This is a genomic window from Streptomyces sp. NPDC054842, assembly GCF_053611025.1.
The window spans coordinates 84254-105137 of the sequence record NZ_JBSGZN010000029.1 but is presented as its reverse complement, the minus strand read 5'-3'; the positions used below and the strand labels follow the sequence as shown (position 1 = coordinate 105137).

Below are 20884 nucleotides of genomic sequence, written 5' to 3'. Positions count from 1 at the left end.
AGCGGCGCGGTACCCGCGCCTCGCCGACGGGCGGCCCCTCAGCGTGTGCGGGCCGCGCCGACCTGCCGAAGAATGGAGACCGCTGTGACCGATCACCGCATGGAGGGTCCCGGCGAGACCGGCGATCCGATCCCGCGCGACCTGCCCGACCAGCAGGTCCAGGAGGGTGAGGATCCCTGGGACGTCGCTCCGTTCGCCCAGGAGGCGGACGGCGACGACGAGTCCGGCTCCGACGTGCCCGACACGGACGAGGCGGGCACCGGCAGACAGGGCGGCGACCGCTCGGACACCGTCCACCCCGAGCACCCCGGCCCCGACGAGTCCTCCGCCTGACCCCGACAGGGAGCATCCATGGGTGTGTCCGACCGGCTGCGCCGCTGGCCCGTCTACCGTCAGCTCACCGGCGAGGACCGCCTGGCCAGGGGGTCCGCCGCCACCTCGCCGCAGACGGAGCGGCTGCGTCCGCGCACCGACACGGCCGACCGGGTGACCCGGTCGATCTGCCCCTACTGCGCGGTCGGCTGCGGCCAGCAGGTCTACGTCAAGGACGACAAGGTCGTCCAGATCGAGGGCGACCCCGACTCGCCCGTCAGCCGCGGCCGCCTCTGCCCCAAGGGCTCCGCGACCCTCCAGCTGACCACCGGCTCCGCCCGCCGCCATCAGGTGCTGTACCGGCGCCCGTACGGCACCGAGTGGGAGCCCCTCGACCTCGACACGGCGATGGACATGGTCGCCGAGCGGGTCGTCCGCACCCGGCGCGACACCTGGGAGTGGGAGCACGAGGGGATGCGCACCGCCCGCACCATGGGCATCGCCAGCCTCGGCGGCGCGACGCTGGACAACGAGGAGAACTACCTCATCAAGAAGCTGCTGACCGGCCTCGGCGTGGTGCAGGTGGAGAACCAGGCCCGGGTCTGCCACAGCTCCACCGTCGCCGGACTCGGCACCTCCTTCGGTCGCGGCGGCGCCACCACCTTCATGCAGGACCTCCAGCACTCCGACTGCATCGTCATCCAGGGCTCCAACTTCGCCGAGGCCCACCCCGTCGGCTTCCAGTGGGTCATGGAGGCCAAGAAGCGCGGCGCCCGCGTCATCCACGTCGACCCGCGCTACACCCGCACCAGCGCCCTGGCCGACCTGCACGTCCCGATCCGCGCCGGCACCGACATCGCCTTCCTCGGCGGGATCATCAACCACGTCCTCACCGAGGGCAAGGACTTCCGCGAGTACGTCCTCAACTACACCAACGCCGCCTCCCTGGTCCGTGAGGACTTCCGCGACACCGAGGACCTGGACGGCGTGTTCTCCGGACTCGACGAGGCCGAGCGGCACTACGACCCGCGCACCTGGCAGTACGAGGGCATCGACGTGCAGCAGCCCACCGGCGAGGTCGACGAGCAGTACGAGGAGCGGGTGCAGACGCTCGGCGGCTCCGAGACCCACGGCTCCGGCGGCGCCCGCACCGGCCCCCGCCCGCCGCGCGACGAGACGCTCCAGCACCCGCGCTGCGTCTACCAGATCCTCAGACGGCACTACGCCCGCTACACCCCGGAGCTGGTCGAGGAGATCACCGGCGTACCCCGCGACACCTTCCTGCGCGTCTGCGAGGACCTGACGTCCAACTCCGGCCGCGACCGCACCAGCGCCTTCTGCTACGCCGTCGGCTGGACCCAGCACTCCGTCGGCGCCCAGTACATCCGCGCCGCGAGCATCCTCCAGCTCCTCCTAGGCAACATCGGGCGCCCCGGCGGCGGCATCCAGGCACTGCGCGGCCACGCCTCCATCCAGGGCTCCAGCGACATCCCGACGCTCTACAACCTGCTGCCGGGCTACCTGCCCATGCCGCACGCCCACACCCACGTCGACCTCGACTCGTTCGTGGCCGCGAGCCGCACCGACAAGGGCTTCTGGGGCGACATGCGGGCCTACTTCGTCAGCCTCCTCAAGGCGTACTACGGAGACGCGGCCACCCCCGAGAACGACTTCTGCTTCGACCACCTGCCGCGCCTCACCGGCTCCCACTCCACCTACGAGACCGTCATGGCGCAGCTCGACGGCACCTGCAAGGGCTACTTCCTGATGGGGGAGAACCCCGCCGTGGGGTCCGCGAACACCCGGCTGCAACGCCTCGGGATGGCGAAGCTCGACTGGCTGGTGGTCCGCGACTTCTCCCTCATCGAGTCCGCGACCTGGTGGCAGGACGGCCCCGAGATCGAGAGCGGCGAACTGCGCACCGAGGACATCGGCACCGAGGTGTTCTTCTTCCCGGCCGCCGCGCACACCGAGAAGGCGGGCTCCTTCACCAACACCAACCGCTGGGTCCAGTGGCACTACCCCGCCGTCGAACCCGAGGGCGACGCGCGCAGCGACCTGTGGTTCACGTACCACCTGGGCCGCCGCGTCCAGGAGAAGCTGGCCGGCTCCACCGACCCGATGGACCGCCCCGTCCTCGACCTCACCTGGGACTACCCGGTGACCGGACCCCTGGACGAACCCGTCGCCGACGCCGTCCTCGCCGAGATCAACGGCCATGCCGCGGACGGGAGTCCGCTCAGCGCCTACACCGAACTGAAGGACGACGGCTCGACGCGGTGCGGCTGCTGGATCTACTGCGGTGTCTACGCCGACGGCGTCAACCAGGCCGCCCGCCGCAAACCGGGCGGCGAGCAGGACTGGGTGGCCGCCGAATGGGCCTGGGCCTGGCCCGCCAACCGCCGCATCCTCTACAACCGCGCCTCCGCCGCCCCCGACGGCACCCCGTGGAGCGAGCGCAAGGCCTACGTCTGGTGGGACCCGGAGTCCGGCCGGTGGACCGGCCGCGACGTCCCGGACTTCGTGCCCGACCGCGCCCCCGACTTCGTGCCCGACGAGGACGCCACCGGGCCCGACGCGCTGCGCGGCGACGACCCGTTCATCATGCAGGCCGACGGCAAGGGCTGGCTCTACACGCCCGCCGGCCTGGAGGACGGCCCGCTGCCCACCCACTACGAGCCCCAGGACTCGCCGTTCACCAACGCCCTGTACCCGTCGACGCCGCGCTCCCCGGTACGCCAGCTGCTGCCCCGCGAGGGCAACCGCTATCACCCGAGCGGCGACGAACCGGGCGCGGACGTCTACCCGTACATCGTCACCACCCACCGACTGACCGAGCACTTCACCGCGGGCGGCATGAGCCGCTGGTCGCCCTATCTGGCCGAGCTGCAACCGGAGTTCTTCTGCGAGGTCTCGCCCGAGCTCGCCGCCGAGCGCGGACTGGAGCACGGCGGCTGGGCCACCGTCGTCACCGCGCGCAACGCCATCGAGGCGCGGGTGATGGTGACCGAGCGGATCAAGTCGCTGAAGGTGCAGGGCCGTACCGTCCACCAGATCGGGCTGCCCTTCCACTGGGGACCCAACGGTGTGGCCACCGGCGACGCGGCCAACGAGCTGGTCGCCATCGCGCTCGACCCCAACGCCCACATCCAGGAGGACAAGGCGCTGACCGCCGACATCCGGCCCGGCCGCCGCCCCCGCGGCCCCGAACTGCCGCGCCTGGTCGCCGACTACCGCCGACGCGCGGGCATCACCGAGACCACCGGAACGGAGGCCCGCGCATGAGCGCCGAACGGGTCGGCTTCTTCACCGACACCTCCGTCTGCATCGGCTGCAAGGCGTGCGAGGTGGCCTGCAAGGAGTGGAACGCGATCCCGGAGGACGGCCTGACGCTCTCCGGCATGTCGTACGACAACACCCAGGCACTCGGCGCGTCGACCTGGCGGCACGTGGCGTTCATCGAGCAGCCGCGCCCGGCCGCGCAGGCCGCACCTGCCGAGCCGCCCCGGCCGGACGGCCGGACCGAACTCCCGCTCGCACAGCCCGACTCGGAGCAGACCCCGGCACCCGGCTCCGGCGGCGACGGCATGCGCTGGCTGATGTCCTCGGACGTCTGCAAGCACTGCACCCACGCCGCGTGCCTGGACGTCTGCCCCACGGGCGCCCTCTTCCGCACCGAGTTCGGCACCGTCGTCGTCCAGCAGGACGTGTGCAACGGCTGCGGCTACTGCGTACCCGCCTGCCCCTACGGCGTCATCGAGCAACGCCCGGACGACGGGCGGGCGTTCAAGTGCACCATGTGCTACGACCGGCTCGGCGCGGGCGGCGAACCGGCCTGCGCCAAGGCCTGCCCCACCGAGTCCATCCAGTTCGGCCCCCTCGACGAACTGCGCGAGCGGGCAGCGCTCCGGGTCGACCAGCTGCACGAGGCCGGCGTCACCGACGCCCGCCTCTACGGTCACGACCCCGAGGACGGAGTCGGCGGCGACGGCGCGTTCTTCCTGCTCCTGGACCGGCCCGAGGTGTACGGGCTGCCCCCGGACCCGGTCGTCACCACCCGGGACCTGCCCGCGATGTGGAAGCACGCGGGCGCCGCCGCCCTGTCCCTGCTGGGTGGGATCGCGCTGTCGTTCGCCGTGACCGGGAAGGGACGCCGATGACCAGCCCCGGCCCCGCCGAAGCGCGGGCACAGGAACCGGGACGGCGCCGCAGGCGTGGCCGCCGAGGCGAGCAACTCATGGTCCCGCGTGCCGAGTTCGAGTCGTACTACGGCCGCCCCGTCATCAAGGCGCCGTCCTGGGAGCCGCGGGACATCGCCGGGTACTTCTTCCTCGGCGGGCTCGCCGGGGCGGGGTCGGTGCTCGCGGCGGGCGCGCAGCTGACCGGGCGCACCACCACCGCGACCGCGCTGAAGGTCTCCTCCCTCACCGCGGTCTCGCTCTCCGCGGCTGCCCTCGTCCACGACCTGGGACGGCCGGACCGCTTCGTCAACATGCTGCGCGTCTTCAAACCGACCTCCCCGATGAGCGTCGGCTCCTGGCTGCTGTCCGCGTACGGGCCCGCCGCGGGGGCCGCGGCGGTCTGCGCCGTGACGGGGCGGATGCCGCGGACCGGTGCCGCCGCGACCGGCGCCGCCGCCCTGCTCGGGCCGGCCGTCGCCGCCTACACCGCCGTCCTCGCCGCGGACACGGCCGTACCGGCCTGGCACGGTGCCCACCGCGAACTGCCGTACCTCTTCGTGTCCTCCGCGACGGCTGCCGCCGCCGGCATGGCGCTCGTCGTCGCCCCCCTCCGCGAGACGGCGCCCGCCCGCTGTGCCGCGGTCCTCGCGGCGCTCGGCGAGACGGCGGCGACCGGGGCCGCGGAGCGGCGGCTCGGCATGGTCGCCGAGACCTACCGGGAGGGCCGGGCCGGCACGCTGCTGCGAGCCGCCCGCGCCCTCACCGTCGGTGGCGCGCTCGGCGGCGCCCTCCTCGGCGGCCGCTCCCGGGGTGCCGCCGCGGTGGGCGGACTCGCCCTCCTCGCCGGATCGGTGTGCACCCGCTTCGGCGTCTTCGCGGCGGGCGTCGCCTCGGCCGAGGACCCGAAGTACACGGTCGTGCCGCAGCGGGAACGGGCGGACCGGCGGGCCTAGAGCGTGTACCGAAGGTGCCAGGGTTCTGGGCGTCGCGCGGCTGGCTACAACGGCGTAGGTGGAAACCATGCGCTGTCAGTGGCGTTGAGTACGGTCTGCCCGTGGATCATCGGAGGGCAGAAGACATACGGCAGGCGTGGGGCCGGGTGACCACGTGGTTTGAACATCACGGCCCGGGCGTTTTCGCTGCCCTTGGCGGTCCGGGCAGCCAGGCAGCCATTTGCGAAGCTGAACTGCGCATGGGGCTGAAACTGCCGGAGCAGATGCGGCAGTGGCTTCTGGCCAACGACCTTGATGCCGGTCGGCAGCCTCATGCCGGGTCGGGTCCGGTGGCGCTGGGGCGCTCGGGCGTCATCCCCAGCGGCGGACTTCTTCTAAGCCTCGTGGACATCGAGCGTGTCTATTTCCACAAGATGGGCATGGAGGAGATGGCGCCGTCCGGAGACATCGACCACCCGTCCTGGCGCAGGGCATGGGTGCCGATCTTCTCGGAGAGAGACGGTGCATACGGCAAGTTCGTGAACACGAGCACCGGGACCGTGGGGTCTTGGAGTGAGGGGTCGTTCCCTCAAGACAGCGAGTATGCCTCGTTGTTCGCCTTCTTTCAGGACGTAGCTGACCAGCTTGAGGGGGTCGCTTCTGGTGACAGGAGCGGACCTGGCAGGGCCCGTAGGCTCGATCCCAGGCCGGAGGATGAGCCCGTACGTCTGTGGGCTCGTGCGAACGGCTACCTCGTGAATGACCGCGGACGTGTCCCCGCAGCCATCCGTGAGGCATACGAAGCATCACGCTGAACGCCGGGTCCGGCGGGGCGGGGCCGGTCACAGCCAGTCGTTGATTGCGGCGATGAGGACTGTCGCCTCGCCTGGTCCGTCCGTGCCGAGGGCCACCCCGCCGGCCACGAGGGGCCTGATCCGGACGGCGGCCCGTGGCCCGGCCGGGCGCGGCGGCCCCCACCTGTCAGGCAGTGGGCACGCCCGCGGCGGAGTGCGCGTCCCGCCGGCGGCGGGCGGTGGTCACGCGAACGCGTCGACCCCGGTCAGCTCCGCGGACAGCTCCCACAGGCGCGCGGCCTGCTCGGGGTCCGTCGCGTGGTCGCACACGCCGGTGCGCGTGCCGTCGGCGGGAGCGGGCTCCGCGATGTCGCAGTCCTCCAGGTACACCCCGCCCATCCCGGCGAGCTGCGGCGAGGTCGCCGCCCACACCTGGGTGGCCGCGCCCTGCTCGGGCGTCTTGAAGCCCTGCGGGTTCAGCGGGGTGCCGTCCTCGTCGATCCAGCCGCGCTGGACCATCTCCTCCTTCGGGAGGTGGCGCTGGAGCGGGGTGAGGATGCCGCCGGGGTGCAGGGAGAAGGCCCGGACGCCCGCGTCCCGGCCGAGCCGGTCCAGGTGCACGGCGAACAGCGCGTTCGCCGTCTTGGCCTGGCCGTACGCCTCCCACTTGTCGTAGCCCTCGTGCCACTGGACGTCGTCCCAGCGGATGCCGGAGTAGTGGTGGCCCGCGGAGGACACGGACACCACGCGGGCGCCGCCCGCCGCGATGGCCGGCCAGAGCCGGTTGACGAGGGCGTAGTGGCCGAGGTGGTTGGTCGCGAACTGCGCCTCCCAGCCGGGCCCCACCCGCGTCTCGGGGCAGGCCATGACCGCGGCGCTGTCGATGACGATGTCGAGCGTGCGGCCCGAGGCGAGGAACCGCTCGGCGAAGCCGCGCACGCCGTCCTGGTCCCCGAGGTCGAGTTCGTCGACCTCGACGCCGTCGAGTCCGGCCAGCGCCTCCCGCGCCACGGACACCCGCCGGGCCGGCACGATCACGCGGGCGCCCGCCTTCACGAGCGCCCGGGTCGTCTCCAGGCCGAGTCCGGAGTAGCCCCCCGTGACGAGCGCGAGCCGGCCGCCGAGGTCGATGCCGTGCAGAACGTCGTCGGCGGTGCTCGTGGCACCGAAACCCGAACCGATCTTGTGCTGTGCAGTGCTCATGCGCAGCACGCTACGAATTGGAGCGCACTCCAAGTCAAGCGGACACGGCCGCGGCGGGATGGGCGGGCCCCGGGGGTCTCGCGACGGATTCGGCAGCCAGCGCGGCGGGCGTCCCGCGGCGGACACAGAAGTGCCCCGACCGGACGGGGGGATCACGGTCGGGGCGGTCCTGACGTGGGCACGCATGGCGGTCGCCTCTCGGCGAGACGCTCCACAGGGCTTCAGCCGGACGATCTTCCCTGTGGGCAATAGGTGAGGCCCGGGGACACTGTCCCATCCGCACCCACGGTTCGTTCAACGGGTGACTACCTGCGGGTGTTCCCCGGGTTGGGGGGATTCATGGTGATCTGCGTCACCGCGGGGCATCGGCTCCCCGCACCGGCGCCGAGCCGCCCCGGCACGAACACGAACGGCTCCCGACACCGCCGCCGAGCCGCCCCGGCGCGGGTACAGGGCGACGTGTACAAAGCGAGTGAACGGGCTCATATAGGCTGCTCGTTCTGTCTGTGTCATCTGTCTGTGTCATCCGCGCTGATCTGGGGAGTTCCCTGTGTCCGTAGCGAGCCCCGCACCCGAGGCGGCCGTTCCCCCCACCGACGACACCTCCGCCGAGGAGCACTTCTGGGACGAGGGAGCCCCGTCCGGCGAGGAGGTCCCGGCGGGGTCCGTGCCCGCCCCCGCCGCTCCGGCAGACGCTCCGGACGCGGCGCCGACGGGCCCCGTGGACGAGTGCGTCTCGCGCGACGCGCGGGAGTTCGGCGTCTACGCCCGCACCGGCGGCTGGGCCTTCGCCCTGAAGGTGGCGCGCAGCGTGCGCCCCGGCGGCCAGGCGGCCGGGGAGACCCCGAAGATCTCCGCCAAGGAGTTCGCCGGACTCGCCGGATGCTCCCCGGAACGGGTCATGCGCTACTACAAGGCCTGGGACAGGGCGGCCGACGACGGTCTCGTCCCGCACTTCGAGGTGCTCGCCCCCGGGGAGGACATCGACCTGCCGGACTCGGACGCCTGGCTGTCGTACTACTCCGCCCGTTCGAGCGCCGCCTCCGAGCGCGGGACCGCCATCACGGCCGCGGCCGAGGCCGAGGGCATCCGGCCGACCAAGGCCCTGGAGGTCGCCGAGAACCCCACCGCGCTGCGGGCCGCGATCCTCGCCGACCCCTCCACCGCCCAGGCCGCGCGGACTGCCCTGCTCGACCGCCTCAAGGAGGACCCGGCGCTCCAGACCGAGCTCGCTCGGGACATCGCCCGCACCGACGACCTGAAGAAGGCGGTGGCCACCGAGACGCGTGCCGCCGACCGGATCGGCTACGTCCGGCAGATCGTGGAGAACGGCCAGGTCAAGACGCCGGCCGGGCAGACCATCGACGCCCCGGCCGAGCTGCGCGCGGAGGCCGAGCGCCACCTGTCCCTCATCGACGAGCTGGACGAGGACGAGGAGGCGGGACAGTGGGCCGCCGAGGCGTACGACACGGTCAGGAGCCTCGTCGTCCAGACGGTCGAGGCCGACCCCGAGCTGCGGGTCCAGGAGCGCCGTACGAAGTTCTACAGCAGCCTCCAGCGGGCGACGAAGGTGTTCGAGGAGCTGACCTTCGACGACGTCGAGGACATCGACGACATCTACGAGGACGACATGCTCCAGCGCCTGGAGGAGCTCCAGGAGGCCATCGGGGCCTGCATCTCCAACCTCCGCAGGGCGGCGGGCCCCGCGTCCTGACCTGACGGGGGCGGGTGATCCGGCGCGTGTCCCGGGGGACCGGCACACGCGCCGCGCGTCAGGCGCCGGGGGCCAGCGGGGTGTCCGTCAGCCGTTCGAGCAGATGGGCCGGGTCGCGGTAGACGCTGCCCGCCCCGGCCTCCTCCAGGTCGGAACGCGGGATACCGCCGCACAGGACACCCACCGTGGTCACCCCGGCGCGGGTGCCCGCGCGCATGTCCCACACGGTGTCGCCGACGAACACCGCCCGCTCGGCCGGCACCCCGGCCAGGTCCAGGGCGTGCTCGACCGGCTCCGGGGCCGGCTTCCCCTGCTCCACGTCGTCGGCGCTCGCCGTCGCCTTGATGGCGTCGTCGGCGTCGATGGCCCGGCGCAGGGCACCCAGCTCCGCACCGCCCGCCGAGGTGGCCAGGACGACGGTCCAGCCGTCGTCCGCCAGGCGCCGCAGCAGCCGCCCGGCGTCCCGCAGCGGCGGCAGCCGGTCGAAGTACGTCCCGTAGAGGGTCTTGTGGGCCTGGCTGAGCGCCTCGTCCTGACCGGGATCCCGGTCGTCACCGAGCAGGTGGGCGATCAGGTCGTCGGACCCCAGCCCGATCGCCCGGTGGATGGCGTGCATCGGCACCCGGTGCCCGGCCTGCCGGAAGGCCTCCCACCAGGTCGTCACGTGCAGGTGATTGGTGTCGACGAGAGTCCCGTCGACGTCGAACACGGCAGCCCGTTCCATCAGATGTGATCTCCTCTCACGTCGCTCGGGTACCACGTCACGGGCGCGCCACGCGCCGCGGAGCCGTCCGGTTCCGGGTCCAGGCCAGCAGTTCGTCCGCCGTCCACGTCGTGATGACGCGTTCGGCGGGCACCCCGCACTCCTCGGCGCGGGCGCAGCCGTGGATCTGCCAGTCCAGCTGGCCGGGTGCGTGCGCGTCGGTGTCGACGGAGAAGAGCACGCCCGCGTCGACCGCCCGGCGCAGCAGCCGGCGCGGCGGGTCGAGCCGCTCGGGCCGGCTGTTGATCTCCACGGCGGTCCCGGCCTCGGCGCAGGCGGCGAAGACCTCGTCGGCGTCGAACTCGGACTCGGGCCGGCCCCGCCCGGTGACCAGCCGCCCTGTGCAGTGCCCCAGGACGTCCGCGTGCGGGTTGCGTACGGCGGCCACCATGCGGCGCGTCATCGCGCGGGCGTCCATGCGCAGTTTGGAGTGCACGGAGACCACCACCACGTCGAGCCGCTCCAGCAGCCCGGGTTCCTGGTCGAGCGAGCCGTCGTCGAGGATGTCGCACTCGATGCCGGTGAGCAGCCGGAACGGCGCCCACCGCCGGTTGAGGTCCGCCACCACGTCCAGTTGCTCGCGCAGCCGCTCCGGGGACAGCCCGTTCGCCACGGTGAGCCGCGGGGAGTGGTCCGTGAGCACCGCCCATTCGTGTCCGAGGCGGGCCGCGGTCCGGCCCATCTCCTCGATCGGGCTGCCGCCGTCCGACCAGTCCGAGTGCAGATGGCAGTCCCCGCGCAGCAGCGCCCGCAGTTCCCCGCCGCCCTCGGCGAGCGGGGCCCCGGCCTCGCCCTCCAGCTTCTCCAGGTAGCCGGGCACCTCGCCGGCGAGTGCCTCTCGCGCCACCTGCGCGGTCTTCGGGCCGACGCCTTTCAGGGACTCCAACGTCCCCGCCGCGGCCCGCGCCCGGAGCTCGTCGCCGGGCAGCGCGCCCAGTACGGCGGCCGCGGTACGGAACGCGCGGACGCGGTACGTGGGCGCCTGGGCCCGCTCCAGCAGGAACGCGATCCGGTCCAGCGCCTCGACGGGGTCCATCGCCACCTCCTGTCTCCAGCCTTGCCCAGCGGCCGCCGGACCGCACGGCGGGTCCGTTCGGCCGCCCGGGTGAACGGGGCGGCAGGCCGCCCGGCCGCGCTCACCCGGGCGGCCGAACAAGCACTTCCCGGCCCTCCCGCGCCGTACGGGGCCGGGGCGGCCATGGCCGCCCCCGTTGTCCCTCACCGTCACATAAGAACCGATTTACGCTCTAGACATGACCGAAATCGCGAGCCCCCACATCTCCACCCCGCGGATCATGGTGCTCGGGGTGCAGCCGGGCAGGCCGCCGTTCCGCATCGTCGAGATCGACGGCGAAGTGGTCGGCGAGGCCAGGGCCGTGACCGACGTCCTGCTGGTCGCCGCGGCCTACGGCATCACGGTCCACGACCTGGACGACCCGGACGTCGTCCGCTGGGTCGGCGGCGACAAGCTCACCTGGACCCCGCACTAGAGACCGTCCGGGCAGCGCCGGAAACGAGAAGAGGGTCCGGCGGGGGTGACCCCGGCCGGACCCTCCGCCGCCCGTCCGGGCGGTCCCTGCGTCAGCTCACCGTCCACTTCTGGTTGGCGTTGCCTGAGCAGGTCCAGATCTGCAGCCGGGTGCCGTTGGCGGAGTTGTTGCCGGTGACGTCCAGACACTTGTCGGCCTGGGGATTGACGATGTCCCGGGCCGCGGTCACCACCCACTTCTGGTTCGGCCCGCCGCCGCAGTCCCACAGCTGGAGGACCGAACCGTCCGCCGTGCCGTTGTCCTTGACGTCAAGGCACTTGCCCAGCGCGCGGATCGTGCCGTCGGTGGAGACCGTCCACTTCTGGGCCGCGGTGCCGTTGCAGTCGTAGAGCTGCACGGCGGTCCCGTTGGCCGGGTTCGCCCCGGCCACGTCCACGCACTTGCCGGCCAGGCCCGTGATCGGGCCCGCGGTGCCGGCCGAGTCGCTGGTGGTCACCTTCACCTCGTCCACGACGAGCTGCTTCGGGAAGGTGGTGGACCCGTCGGGGTCGCCCGGCCAGTAGCCGCCCACCGCGAGGTTCAGGATCAGGAAGAACGGCTTGTTGAACACCCAGGCCTTGCCGCCCAGATCGGCCGGGGTGCGCCGCTGGTAGACCGTGCCGTCGACCGACCAGGTGATGGAGTCGGGCGCCCAGTCCACCGCGAAGGTGTGGAAGGCGTCCGCGAAGACCTGGCCGTTGGGAAGGGTGTAGCCGGCTCCGATGCCGCCCGAGCCCGAGTACCCGGGGCCGTGGAGCGTGCCGTGCACGGTCGAGGGCTCGAAGCCCACGTTCTCCATGACGTCTATCTCGCCCGAGTTGGGCCAGCCGACCTGCCCGATGTCACTGCCCAGCATCCAGAACGCCGGCCACATGCCCTGCCCGCGCGGGATCTTCATCCGCGCCTCGACATGGCCGTACGTGCTGGTGAACTTGCCGGAGGTGTTGAGCCGGGCCGAGGTGTACTCGCAACGGCCGTACCAGCATTGGTAGTTGCCCGGATTCTCCTTGCGGGCGGTGATGACCAGGTGGCCCTGGCCGTCCAGCGCCGCGTTGTTGTTGCCCGAGGTGTAGTACTGCCGCTCGTGGTTGTTGACGTTGTCGCCGGTCTCGATCTGCCACTTCGAGGAGTCGACGGCCGATCCGGCGGGCCCGTCGAAGGTGTCCGAGAACGTCACGGCCGCCGCCGCCTGAGGACCCGCGTGTGCGGGGACCACGGCGGCGGAGGCGGCGAACACGGCGGACAGCGCGGCGAGCAGACATCGGCGGAGCAGGCGCGGGGAGTCCATGACTCTCCCTTCTGTACGGCGACCCGTGGGGTGGGCGTGCCGCTAGGTGTGGGGGTGCATGCTTCGCCTCTTGATTTAAGAAGTGAGGTAAGGGGGTGTCAAGACTTTGGTACGGACCACCTCGGGGCAGTCCGCGCGTCAGTCACGGCGACGGCGACGCGGGTGCACCGCCCGGCCGAGCCTGCGGCCGAGCAGCAGGTAACCGATCAGCGCCCCGGCCGTGTTGAGGATGACGTCGTCGATGTCGAAGGCCCGCCCGGTGATGAACGCCCCCTGCACCACCTCGACCAGAAGCATCACCAGGGCGGTCAGGAGCACGACGCGCAGCAGACCCCGGGTCTTGGGGGCGAGCATGGGGAGCAGCACCCCGAACGGCACGCCCAGCAGCACGTTTCCGCCGACCTGCTTGAACGCGTCGCGCAGGGCCGGCTGCGAGAGGTACGCGTCCAGGGAGCGGCCCGGATGCAGGTTGTTGTGGGTCAGCGCCTCCGAGGCCGGCGACGGCTCCAGGGTCAGCCGCGCGAGGACCGCCGCGAAGCCCACCATGGCCGCGAAGGCGAGCAGCATGACCAGCAGGCGCACCGGGAAGGGGAGTCCCCGCCGCTCCCGCGGCGCCGGCTCCGGCGGTGGTGCCGGCGTTCGCCTGCCGGACTTGGCGGTTCGCGTGGTACGCATGCCCCACAGTCCCGACGCCGTACGTGCCATTCCGTCCTCCCGGTTTCAACTGCCTTACGGATGAGCGCGGTTACCCGCGATACGGCGGTGGATGCCCGGTCGGAGGCGGCCGTGAGCGCGGGTTCGTCGAGGTGGCCGTGAGCCGTGGACGCCACGGGCCGCGATTTCCCTCCCTCGCCGTCTGCCCCCATTCCCCCGCCTCACCGGGCCGCCGTGTGTCGGACCGGGGAACCGCCGGAGACGGCACGGGAACGCGACGGGGCCCGGCGGGGTGTGCGCCCGCCGGGCCGCGTCCGATCGGAGCGGAACCTAACCGTTCCCGGCCTTCGCGTAGTCCTGGGCCATACCGCCCGCGAAGTCGTAGAGGATGACCTGTTCGTCGCCCACCACCCAGGCGTCGTGTCCCGGCGGGCAGACGAAGACGTCGCCGGGACCGACCTCGCCCTCGGCGCCGTCGTCCATGAGCAGCCGCATGCGGCCCTGGATCACGTAGCCGTTGTGGTGGATCATGCAACTGTCCGTGCCCGCGATCGGGCCGACGGACTCGGACCAGCGCCAGCCGGGCTCGAAGGTCCCCACGGCGAAGTCCAGTCCGCTGAGGTGGACCGCCTCCAGGTGACCGCGGGGGAAATCGCGCCGCTCGTCCGGCTTGTCGACCGTCTTGACCTCAAGCATGACGGCTCCCTTCCATCGGGCCGTGCCCGATGCTGCCGGGGCCGGTGCTCGTCTCCTCCGCGGCGCTCTCCGGCCGACGCCCACGTCAACCGGACCCCTCATCTCCATGCTCCGCCCGTTCCGGGGAGACTGCCATCCGGGGGGAACGGCCGTCCCCCCGGCGGCTTCGCGGTCCCGCTCGGTCAGGCGGTGCCGTAGGTGACCTTCACCTCCTTGAAGCCGAGCGAGCCCAGCAGTCCCTTGAGCATGCTCGTGGTGTTCTCCTCGGCGCGCACGGTCAGTTCGCTGTCGTCGGCGGCCTCGCCGATGTGCTTGACCGCGAGCTTCTGCACGGCGCGTTCGCTGTTGGGGTTGTCCGAGAAGAGGTCACCGAGCCGGTCGAAGAGACCGCGCTGCTTGGAGACGGCGTAGGAGTGGTCGGCGTCGAGCGCGGGCTTGCCGAGCGCCGCGTGCGGCAGGTGGAGCGTGGCCGACGTGCGGTCGTCGTTGACGGACACGTCCTTCTCGTCCAGCCGGCCGAGGTCGACGTAGGCGTCCACGGTGCCCGCGCCGACGTACAGCGTGCGGGTGCCGCGGATCGCGTCGGGCAGGAGCTTGGCGTCCTTCTCCAGGTCCACGACGACCTGGAAGTTGCCGGACGCGGCCTCGTACCGGCTCATGTCCTGGATGGACTTCAGGAGCGCGGGCCCCGACCGGTCGTGCGTCTCCTCGCCGAACATGTCACGCAGCCCGGGAAGCACGCTGAGCCGCAGTCCGGCGAACAGCACCGCGAGCACCAGGACGAGGGCGACCAGCACCTTGATCCAGCCGGGCAGCTGCCTTTTGCCCCGGTCCTCGGACGTCGTCGAGCCGGGCGTCTGCTTGGTGGACGTCGTCATGTCGACAGTCCTCCTTTCTCTACGCCGTGTGCCCGCCAAATCCCGCGGCACAACGCCGGGTTGGCCGAATCCTCGCGCCGGCCCGGACGATCACGCGGCGCGCGGGCCTCCGCCGGGGCGCGGCTTCCGCCGCCGACGGCGGTCCGCGCGTGCGCGTGGAGGTGCCGCACCCGGACCCGCGCGAGTCCTCCGTCGGCACCTGCGCCCCGAAAGGCGCCGCCCCGCGCGTCGGGCGCCCCGGCGCGGCTGATAGACAAAGCTCTCCGATGGTCCCGCCCGCCCCGCAGCACCCGCGGAAGGTCTCCTCAGCGCACATGCCCGTCACCGTCACCCGTGACCTGCCCTACACCACTCCCGTGAACGGCCGTCGGCAACTCCTCGACGTCTACCGCCCCGACCTCGACGGGCCGGTCTCCACCGCCCTGCTCTGGCACGGCAGCGGCACCGACGAGAAGGACATGCTGGCGCCCCTGGCCGAGGAGGCGGCGGCCAACGGACTGCTGGTCCTCGTCCCCGACTGGAATCCCGCGGCCCCCGACCGCGGCCGTTCTCACCTGCTCGCCTCCGTCGACTGGCTGCGCGGCCGGGCCGGGCGGTTCGGCGGGGACCCGGACCGCGCGGTGGTGGCGGGCTGGTCCGCCGGGGCGGGCGCGGCCGTCGGCGTCGCCCTGCGCGCCGGGTCCGACGACTGGCGCCCCTGCGCGGTGGTCGGCGTCGCGGGACGCTACGACCTCGCGGCCCGCAGCACGGGCACGGCGCCCCTCGCCGACGTGGCGGACCTTCCGGCGGTCTCGACGCCCGTGCATCTGGTGCACGGCACCGGGGACACCGACGTGCCCGGCCACCACTCGCGCCGGCTCCTGGAAGCGCTGCGCGACCAGGGCCGGGCCGCCAGCCTCACCGAACCCGACACCGATCACGCCGGTGTGGTCATGGCGGAGTACGACCCCGTCCTGGGCCGCTGCCGGCGCTCCCGCGCCGAACACGCGGTGCGGGCCGGACAGCAGACGGCCCGCATCCTCGCGCAGGCGGCGGCGTCGGGCGACTGATGCCCCGCCGCCGCCCAGTGCCGCCGCGTCGGGTGACTGAGGCCGCGTGCCGCCGGGCGTTGGACTGATGCCCCGGCCGTCGCCGCCTGCCACCGCGCAGTCCCGCCGCGGGTCGCTTCGGCCGTGCCGTCCGCGAGCCCGGGGGAGAGGCGGCCGTCAAGGGCGTCCCCCGCTGCCCGTAGCATGTGCCGCGCATCCCGGATCTGATCTTGAAGGAGCGGATCGTGCGTGACATCGCGGTTTTCAGCGGCAGTGCCCATCCCGAGCTGGCGGCCGAGGTCTGTGCGCACCTGGGCGTTCCGCTCAGTCCGGCCCGGATCAGCCGTTTCGCCAACGACTGCCTGGAGGCGCAGCTCCAGGCCAACTGCCGTGAGCGGGACGTGTTCCTGGTGCAGCCGCTCGTTGCGCCGGTGCAGGAGAACCTGGTCGAGCTGCTCCTGATGTGCGACGCGGCGCGGGGCGCGTCCGCCGGGCGGATCACGGTCGTCATGCCGCACTACGCGTACGCCCGCTCGGACAAGAAGGACGCGCCGCGGATCTCGATCGGCGGGCGGCTGGTGGCCGACCTGCTGGTGGCGGCCGGCGCGAGCCGTGTCCTCGCGATGACCCTGCACTCGCCCCAGGTGCACGGCTTCTTCTCCGTGCCGGTCGACCATCTGCACGCGCTGCGGGAGCTGGCGGCGCACTTCCAGGGGCACGACCTCTCGCGGACGACCGTCGTCTCGCCGGACCTCGGCAACGCGAAGGAGGCGGCCGCGTTCGCGCGGATGCTGGGCGCGCGGGTGGCCGCCGGTGCCAAGCAGCGGTTCGCGGACGACCGGGTGAGCATCAGCTCCGTGATCGGCGACGTGACCGGGCGGGACGTCATCGTGCTGGACGACGAGATCGCCAAGGGCAGCACGGTCCTCGAACTCCTGGAGCGGCTGCGCGAGCTGGGGCCGCGCTCCATCCGGGTCGCCTGCACGCACGGCCTGTTCGCCGCGGGCGCCCTGAAGCGGCTCAGCGAGCAGCCCGACGTGCTGGAGATCGTGTGCACGAACACCGTGCCGATCGCGCCCGAGGAGCGCACGGACAAGCTGCGGATCCTGTCCATCGCCCCGGCCCTGGCCGAGGCGGTCCGGCGGATTCACAACGGCGAGTCGGTCAGTGCCCTGTTCGACGCGCCCGAGACCGCGTAGCCGCGGTCCGGCGGCGCGCGGACGGCGGGCCGTGGCCCGGCCTACGCCGGCCCGGCCGTGTCAGTCGGGGCAGGTGGGGAGAGGCCGCCCGGAAGCGGGTGAGGACCCGGCCGCCGCCTCGGTGCGGCCGACCGCCTCGTCCAGTGACGCCGCCGGCGGCAGCACCCGCCCGAGCCCGGTGACCCGGAGGATCCGCAGGGTCAGCGGGTGGGTGCACACGAGGCGCAGTTCGCCGCCCCGGGAGACGACGCGGTGCCTGGCGCGGTACAGCAGGCGCAGCCCGGAGCAGTCGAAGAACTCGACGGGGCGCAGGTCGATCACGATCCGGGCGCCGGGGCGGCCGGTCTCCGCGTCCAGCAGCGGGACGACGTCGAGCGCCGCGCTGATGTCGATCTCCCCGTGGAACTCCAGCACGGTGTGGCCCCGGTACCGGTGTATCCGCAGATGCCGGGTGAGGGGGGCAGGTTCGTGCTGCACGACGACATCGCCTCCAACCGGCCATTGGCCCGCCGCTGTTGGCGGGACCCGGAGTCACCTGGGGCCGGGGTGACGAGTTCGGCAAGCGTAGACACGACACCTGGGCACCCCGGGCTGCAAAACCGTTCCTTGTTCTGCAAGTTACCCCCGTTGGAGTGAATTCCAGCATGTTCGATTGACATATGTCTTGTCTTGGATCTACGCGGCGCGTCTTGGACGGTCGGGCGGACCGGAAGAGTCCGGATCGTCGGGATCACCGGGGCCGACGTGATCGACGCGAGGGGCGGGTCCCGCGGATGAGGCGGGCCCGGAGATGAGGCGGCTCCAGCGGATGGGCGGGTCCGACGGGTGGCACACCCGTCGGGTGGGGCGTGCGGCGTCCCGCGCGGCGCGGTCGGCGAGGCGGCCCGGGCCGACCTCGGCGCCCGCCGGACGCGCCACTCCGCCGGACCCGGATCGCCCCGCCCGGCCCGGCTCCCGGAGCGTCCGAGCCGGGCCGGGCCGCGCCCGCACGATCGGAGGCCGCACGCCCGTTCCCGCCCCGGGAGGGCGTCACGGCGGATCCGGCGGCGGCCCCGGAGGCACTACGGGAGCGTCAGTACGAGCTTGCCCGCCGTGCGGCCGGTGTCGCCGAGGGCGTGCGCCTCGGCCGCCTCGGCGAGCGGGAACGAGCCCGCGATGGTGGCGCGCAGCTTGCCCTCCTCCACCAGGCCGGCGATCGCCTTCATGCCGGCGTGGTCGGCCTCGACGAGCATCTCCGTCGCCCGGACGCCCAGCTTCTCGGCCTCCTCGATGAAGTCCGTCGCCCCGCTCGGCAGGATCGAGACCAGGATGCCGCCCGGGCGCAGTACGCGCAGCGAGCGGAACCGGTAGTCGCCGCCGACCGTGTCCAGGACGACGTCCACGTCACGGACGGCCTCGGCGAAGTCGGTCTCCCGGTAGTCGATCGGCTCGTCGACGCCCAGCTCGCGCAGGAAGTCGTGCTTGCCCGCGCTGGCGGTGCCGATCACGTGGGCGCCGCGCGCCTTGGCGATCTGGACGGCGAGGTGGCCGACCCCGCCGGCGGCCGCGTGGATGAGCACGCGCTGCCCGGGCCGCACGTCGGCGGTGTCGACGAGGACCTGCCAGGCGGTCAGTGCCGCGAGCGGGAGCGCGCCCGCCTGCTCGTGGTCGACGGAGGCGGGCTTGTGGGCGAAGGCGCGGGCCGGGGCGGTGACGTACTCGGCGTGCGAGCCGACGCCGAAGGGGTAGGGCAGCATCCCGAAGACCTCGTCCCCGGGCTTGAAGAGGGCGACGCCGAGGCCGGTCGCCTCGACGACACCGGAGACGTCCCAGCCGAGGACGAAGGGGGGCTCCTTGAGGAACCCGCCGGTCGCGCGGTGCTTCCAGTCGGTGGGATTGACCCCGGCCGCGCGCACCCGCACGAGCAGTTCGCTGGGTCGCGGGGAGGGCCGCTCCACCACCGCTTCCTCCAGGACCTCGGGTCCGCCGAGGACGGTCTGACGCATGGCTCGCATCGTGTTCGCAGTAGTCATGGGCACCAGCCTGCCGGGAGCGGCCGGGCGAGGAAATGGCAAGATTGCCAATGTTCGCTAGAATCGTGCCATGGAGCAGACGGAGCGAGTCGTGGTGCTGGCGCTCGAGGGGATCTACCCCTTCGAACTCGGCATCCCCAGCCGGATCTTCGGTGCGGCGGACGGCAGGTACGAGGTGCTGACGTGCAGCGTCGACGGACGTCCGGTGCGCACCAACGCCGACTTCTCGGTGACCGTCGAGCACGGCCCCGAGGTCCTCGGCACCGCCGACACCGTGGTGATCCCGCCCGTCACCCCCTCGTACGTCACCTCGCGGCTGTCCGACGAGATCGCGGCGGCACTCGCGCACATCCGGCCCGGTGCCCGCATCGTCTCCATCTGCACCGGTGCCTTCGTACTGGCGGCGGCCGGACTCCTCGACGGGCGCCGGGCCACCACGCACTGGCAGCTCGCCGGGCACTTCCGCGAGATGTTCCCGGAGGTGGACCTCGACCCCGACGTGCTGTTCGTGGACGACGGCTCCGTGCTCACCTCGGCGGGCGCCGCGTCCGGCGTGGACGTGTGCCTGCACCTGATCCGCAAGGACCACGGCAGCGAGCTGGCCAACAAGGTGGCGCGGCGCTGCGTGGTGCCGCCCTGGCGGGACGGGGGCCAGGCGCAGTACATCGAGCAGCCGGTCCCGGAAGCCTCGGCCACCGGTACGGCCGCCACCCGGCACTGGGCGCTGGAACACCTCGGTGAACCGCTGACGCTGGCAGATCTCGCGGTCCACGCCCGGATGAGCATGCGCACCTTCGCCCGCCGCTTCAACGAGGAGGTGGGCATGAGCCCCGGCCGCTGGCTCATCCAGCAGCGCGTCGCCCGCGCCCGCCATCTGCTGGAGTCCAGCGACCTGTCGGTGGACCAGATCGCCGGTGAGGTGGGATTCGCGACGGGTGCCTCGCTGCGCCAGCACCTGCACGCCGCGATCGGTGTCTCGCCCCAGGCGTACCGGCGTACGTTCCAGGCCGTGCACTAGGGAGGGGCCCGGGTGGCGCTCCCGGCCACCGTGAGCTTCCCGGCGGGGCAGGTGCGCGGGTGTGCGACCGTCAACGGCTCCGGTGCAGGGCGACCAGCAACTGCCAGGCCTGGTGGGCGATTTCGTCGGCCGAGGCGTCGATGAGGCCGTGCAGCCAGTCGGCGAGCACCCCGGCGAAGGCGGCGGCCACGGCTGAGGCGACGAGCGGGGCGTCCGGGGCGCCGGCGAGTTCCCGCTCCGCGAGGCTGCGGGCGCGCAGGTCGCGGTGCAGGACCTGGCCGAGCGGGCCGCCCCCGCCCGGGGTGAGCAGCGCGCGGTACAGGGCGGCGTGCGGGGCGAGACCGCCGAAGAACGCGAGCAGGGCGGGCGGGGCCGACACCGGGTCCGGGCGCCCGCGCCAGGCGTGCAGCGCGTCCACGGCGTCCCGGACGACGTCGGCGCAGGCATCGACCGCCAGTGCCTCCAGGTCGGCGTAGTGCACGTAGAACGTGGCCCGGCCGACCCCCGCCGTCCGGGCCAGCGCCGTCACGCCGACCTCGGCCAGCGGGCGCCGGGCGCACTCCTCCAGCAGTGCCCGGCGCAGCCGGGCCCGGGTCCGGGCGGCCCGCGGGTCCCGCGGCGCGGGGTCGTCGTGCCCGGTCGTGGCGTCCGGCGGCGGCATGCCCGCGCGCGGGTCCCGGCGG

Annotated in this window: 20 protein-coding genes; 10 read left to right on the top strand and 10 right to left on the bottom strand. The window is 72.9% G+C overall.

From position 1 onward, the window contains the following. Positions 1-84 precede the first annotated feature (84 nt). The 5 genes from ACWGIS_RS22915 to ACWGIS_RS22895 all read left to right on the top strand — a co-directional run bounded on the left by ACWGIS_RS22915 (position 85) and on the right by ACWGIS_RS22895 (position 6240). A complete protein-coding gene (locus ACWGIS_RS22915; RefSeq protein WP_453364315.1) occupies positions 85-333 on the top strand; it encodes a hypothetical protein in 249 nt (82 codons plus the stop codon). Between the two features lie 18 nt (positions 334-351). Then, a complete protein-coding gene (gene fdh / locus ACWGIS_RS22910; RefSeq protein WP_453364314.1) occupies positions 352-3597 on the top strand; it encodes a formate dehydrogenase in 3246 nt (1081 codons plus the stop codon). Next, the gene (locus tag ACWGIS_RS22905; RefSeq protein ID WP_453364313.1) at positions 3594-4472 is read left to right on the top strand and encodes a 4Fe-4S dicluster domain-containing protein; all 879 of its coding nucleotides are present in this window, start codon (positions 3594-3596) and stop codon (positions 4470-4472) included. The genes fdh and ACWGIS_RS22905 overlap by 4 nt, the downstream gene beginning before the upstream one ends. Positions 4473-4549: 77 nt before the next feature. Then, the gene (gene nrfD / locus ACWGIS_RS22900; RefSeq protein ID WP_453364325.1) at positions 4550-5446 is read left to right on the top strand and encodes an NrfD/PsrC family molybdoenzyme membrane anchor subunit; all 897 of its coding nucleotides are present in this window, start codon (positions 4550-4552) and stop codon (positions 5444-5446) included. Positions 5447-5547: 101 nt separating this feature from the next. Continuing rightward, positions 5548-6240, top strand: a complete 693-nt coding sequence (locus ACWGIS_RS22895; RefSeq protein WP_453364312.1) for an Lsr2 family DNA-binding protein — start codon at positions 5548-5550, stop codon at positions 6238-6240. Between the two features lie 222 nt (positions 6241-6462). On the opposite strand, the gene ACWGIS_RS22890 is transcribed toward ACWGIS_RS22895, so the two are convergent. After that, entirely contained in the window at positions 6463-7422 is a 960-nt protein-coding gene (locus tag ACWGIS_RS22890; protein WP_453364311.1) for an SDR family NAD(P)-dependent oxidoreductase, read from the bottom strand. A 550-nt stretch (positions 7423-7972) separates the two neighbouring features. Here ACWGIS_RS22890 and ACWGIS_RS22885 point away from each other — a divergent pair. Next, complete coding sequence (locus ACWGIS_RS22885; protein WP_453364310.1) at positions 7973-9136, top strand: hypothetical protein; 1164 nt, start codon at positions 7973-7975, stop codon at positions 9134-9136. 58 nt (positions 9137-9194) lie between these two features. On the opposite strand, the gene ACWGIS_RS22880 is transcribed toward ACWGIS_RS22885, so the two are convergent. Next, positions 9195-9860, bottom strand: a complete 666-nt coding sequence (locus ACWGIS_RS22880; protein ID WP_453364309.1) for an HAD family hydrolase — start codon at positions 9858-9860, stop codon at positions 9195-9197. A 37-nt stretch (positions 9861-9897) separates the two neighbouring features. Beyond that, positions 9898-10935 (bottom strand): PHP domain-containing protein, encoded by a 1038-nt coding sequence (locus ACWGIS_RS22875; protein ID WP_453364308.1) that lies wholly within the window; start codon positions 10933-10935, stop codon positions 9898-9900. A gap of 217 nt (positions 10936-11152) precedes the next feature. Here ACWGIS_RS22875 and ACWGIS_RS22870 point away from each other — a divergent pair, with 217 nt between their 5' ends. Beyond that, entirely contained in the window at positions 11153-11389 is a 237-nt protein-coding gene (locus ACWGIS_RS22870) for a hypothetical protein (RefSeq protein WP_453364307.1), read from the top strand. 91 nt (positions 11390-11480) lie between these two features. Here the strand turns inward: ACWGIS_RS22870 and ACWGIS_RS22865 are convergent, their stop codons facing one another. From ACWGIS_RS22865 to ACWGIS_RS22850, 4 genes are all read right to left on the bottom strand, one after another. Beyond that, positions 11481-12716: a ricin-type beta-trefoil lectin domain protein gene (locus ACWGIS_RS22865; protein ID WP_453364306.1), complete on the bottom strand. Its 1236-nt coding sequence runs from the start codon at positions 12714-12716 to the stop codon at positions 11481-11483. Positions 12717-12854: 138 nt separating this feature from the next. Continuing rightward, a complete protein-coding gene (locus ACWGIS_RS22860; RefSeq protein WP_453364305.1) occupies positions 12855-13391 on the bottom strand; it encodes a VanZ family protein in 537 nt (178 codons plus the stop codon). 309 nt (positions 13392-13700) lie between these two features. After that, a complete protein-coding gene (locus tag ACWGIS_RS22855) occupies positions 13701-14066 on the bottom strand; it encodes a cupin domain-containing protein (protein ID WP_453364304.1) in 366 nt (121 codons plus the stop codon). 182 nt (positions 14067-14248) lie between these two features. Beyond that, on the bottom strand, positions 14249-14944 hold the full coding sequence (locus tag ACWGIS_RS22850) for a DUF4230 domain-containing protein (protein ID WP_453364303.1): 696 nt from the start codon (positions 14942-14944) through the stop codon (positions 14249-14251). 314 nt (positions 14945-15258) lie between these two features. Between ACWGIS_RS22850 and ACWGIS_RS22845 the strand changes: the two genes are divergently transcribed. Further along, entirely contained in the window at positions 15259-15993 is a 735-nt protein-coding gene (locus ACWGIS_RS22845) for an alpha/beta hydrolase (RefSeq protein ID WP_453364302.1), read from the top strand. Between the two features lie 224 nt (positions 15994-16217). Then, complete coding sequence (locus ACWGIS_RS22840) at positions 16218-17171, top strand: ribose-phosphate diphosphokinase (RefSeq protein WP_453364301.1); 954 nt, start codon at positions 16218-16220, stop codon at positions 17169-17171. 60 nt (positions 17172-17231) lie between these two features. Here ACWGIS_RS22840 and ACWGIS_RS22835 read toward each other — a convergent pair whose 3' ends face one another. Both ACWGIS_RS22835 and ACWGIS_RS22830 read right to left on the bottom strand, forming a co-directional pair. Beyond that, positions 17232-17648 (bottom strand): anti-sigma factor antagonist, encoded by a 417-nt coding sequence (locus ACWGIS_RS22835; RefSeq protein WP_453364300.1) that lies wholly within the window; start codon positions 17646-17648, stop codon positions 17232-17234. 584 nt (positions 17649-18232) lie between these two features. Next, complete coding sequence (locus ACWGIS_RS22830) at positions 18233-19183, bottom strand: NADP-dependent oxidoreductase (RefSeq protein ID WP_453364299.1); 951 nt, start codon at positions 19181-19183, stop codon at positions 18233-18235. Positions 19184-19253: 70 nt separating this feature from the next. On the opposite strand from ACWGIS_RS22830, the gene ACWGIS_RS22825 reads away from it, so the two are divergent. Further along, complete coding sequence (locus tag ACWGIS_RS22825) at positions 19254-20201, top strand: GlxA family transcriptional regulator (RefSeq protein ID WP_453364298.1); 948 nt, start codon at positions 19254-19256, stop codon at positions 20199-20201. A gap of 70 nt (positions 20202-20271) precedes the next feature. Here ACWGIS_RS22825 and ACWGIS_RS22820 read toward each other — a convergent pair whose 3' ends face one another. Next, positions 20272-20862, bottom strand: coding sequence for a TetR/AcrR family transcriptional regulator (locus tag ACWGIS_RS22820; RefSeq protein WP_453364324.1), 591 nt, complete (start codon positions 20860-20862; stop codon positions 20272-20274). Positions 20863-20884: the final 22 nt, after the last annotated feature.

What these genes read in the sequence shown, in the direction of transcription:
- ACWGIS_RS22905 (WP_453364313.1), top strand. Translation starts at nt 3,594, where the DNA reads ATGAGCGCCGAACGGGTCGGCTTCTTCACCGACACCTCCGTCTGCATC.
- nrfD (WP_453364325.1), top strand. Translation starts at nt 4,550, where the DNA reads ATGGTCCCGCGTGCCGAGTTCGAGTCGTACTACGGCCGCCCCGTCATC.
- ACWGIS_RS22820 (WP_453364324.1), bottom strand. Translation starts at nt 20,862, where the DNA reads ATGCCGCCGCCGGACGCCACGACCGGGCACGACGACCCCGCGCCGCGG.
- ACWGIS_RS22865 (WP_453364306.1), bottom strand. Translation starts at nt 12,716, where the DNA reads ATGGACTCCCCGCGCCTGCTCCGCCGATGTCTGCTCGCCGCGCTGTCC.
- ACWGIS_RS22875 (WP_453364308.1), bottom strand. Translation starts at nt 10,935, where the DNA reads ATGGACCCCGTCGAGGCGCTGGACCGGATCGCGTTCCTGCTGGAGCGG.
- ACWGIS_RS22855 (WP_453364304.1), bottom strand. Translation starts at nt 14,066, where the DNA reads ATGCTTGAGGTCAAGACGGTCGACAAGCCGGACGAGCGGCGCGATTTC.
- ACWGIS_RS22825 (WP_453364298.1), top strand. Translation starts at nt 19,254, where the DNA reads ATGGAGCAGACGGAGCGAGTCGTGGTGCTGGCGCTCGAGGGGATCTAC.
- ACWGIS_RS22845 (WP_453364302.1), top strand. Translation starts at nt 15,259, where the DNA reads ATGCCCGTCACCGTCACCCGTGACCTGCCCTACACCACTCCCGTGAAC.
- ACWGIS_RS22850 (WP_453364303.1), bottom strand. Translation starts at nt 14,944, where the DNA reads ATGACGACGTCCACCAAGCAGACGCCCGGCTCGACGACGTCCGAGGAC.
- ACWGIS_RS22870 (WP_453364307.1), top strand. Translation starts at nt 11,153, where the DNA reads ATGACCGAAATCGCGAGCCCCCACATCTCCACCCCGCGGATCATGGTG.
- ACWGIS_RS22860 (WP_453364305.1), bottom strand. Translation starts at nt 13,391, where the DNA reads ATGCGTACCACGCGAACCGCCAAGTCCGGCAGGCGAACGCCGGCACCA.
- fdh (WP_453364314.1), top strand. Translation starts at nt 352, where the DNA reads ATGGGTGTGTCCGACCGGCTGCGCCGCTGGCCCGTCTACCGTCAGCTC.
- ACWGIS_RS22890 (WP_453364311.1), bottom strand. Translation starts at nt 7,422, where the DNA reads ATGAGCACTGCACAGCACAAGATCGGTTCGGGTTTCGGTGCCACGAGC.
- ACWGIS_RS22830 (WP_453364299.1), bottom strand. Translation starts at nt 19,183, where the DNA reads ATGACTACTGCGAACACGATGCGAGCCATGCGTCAGACCGTCCTCGGC.
- ACWGIS_RS22880 (WP_453364309.1), bottom strand. Translation starts at nt 9,860, where the DNA reads ATGGAACGGGCTGCCGTGTTCGACGTCGACGGGACTCTCGTCGACACC.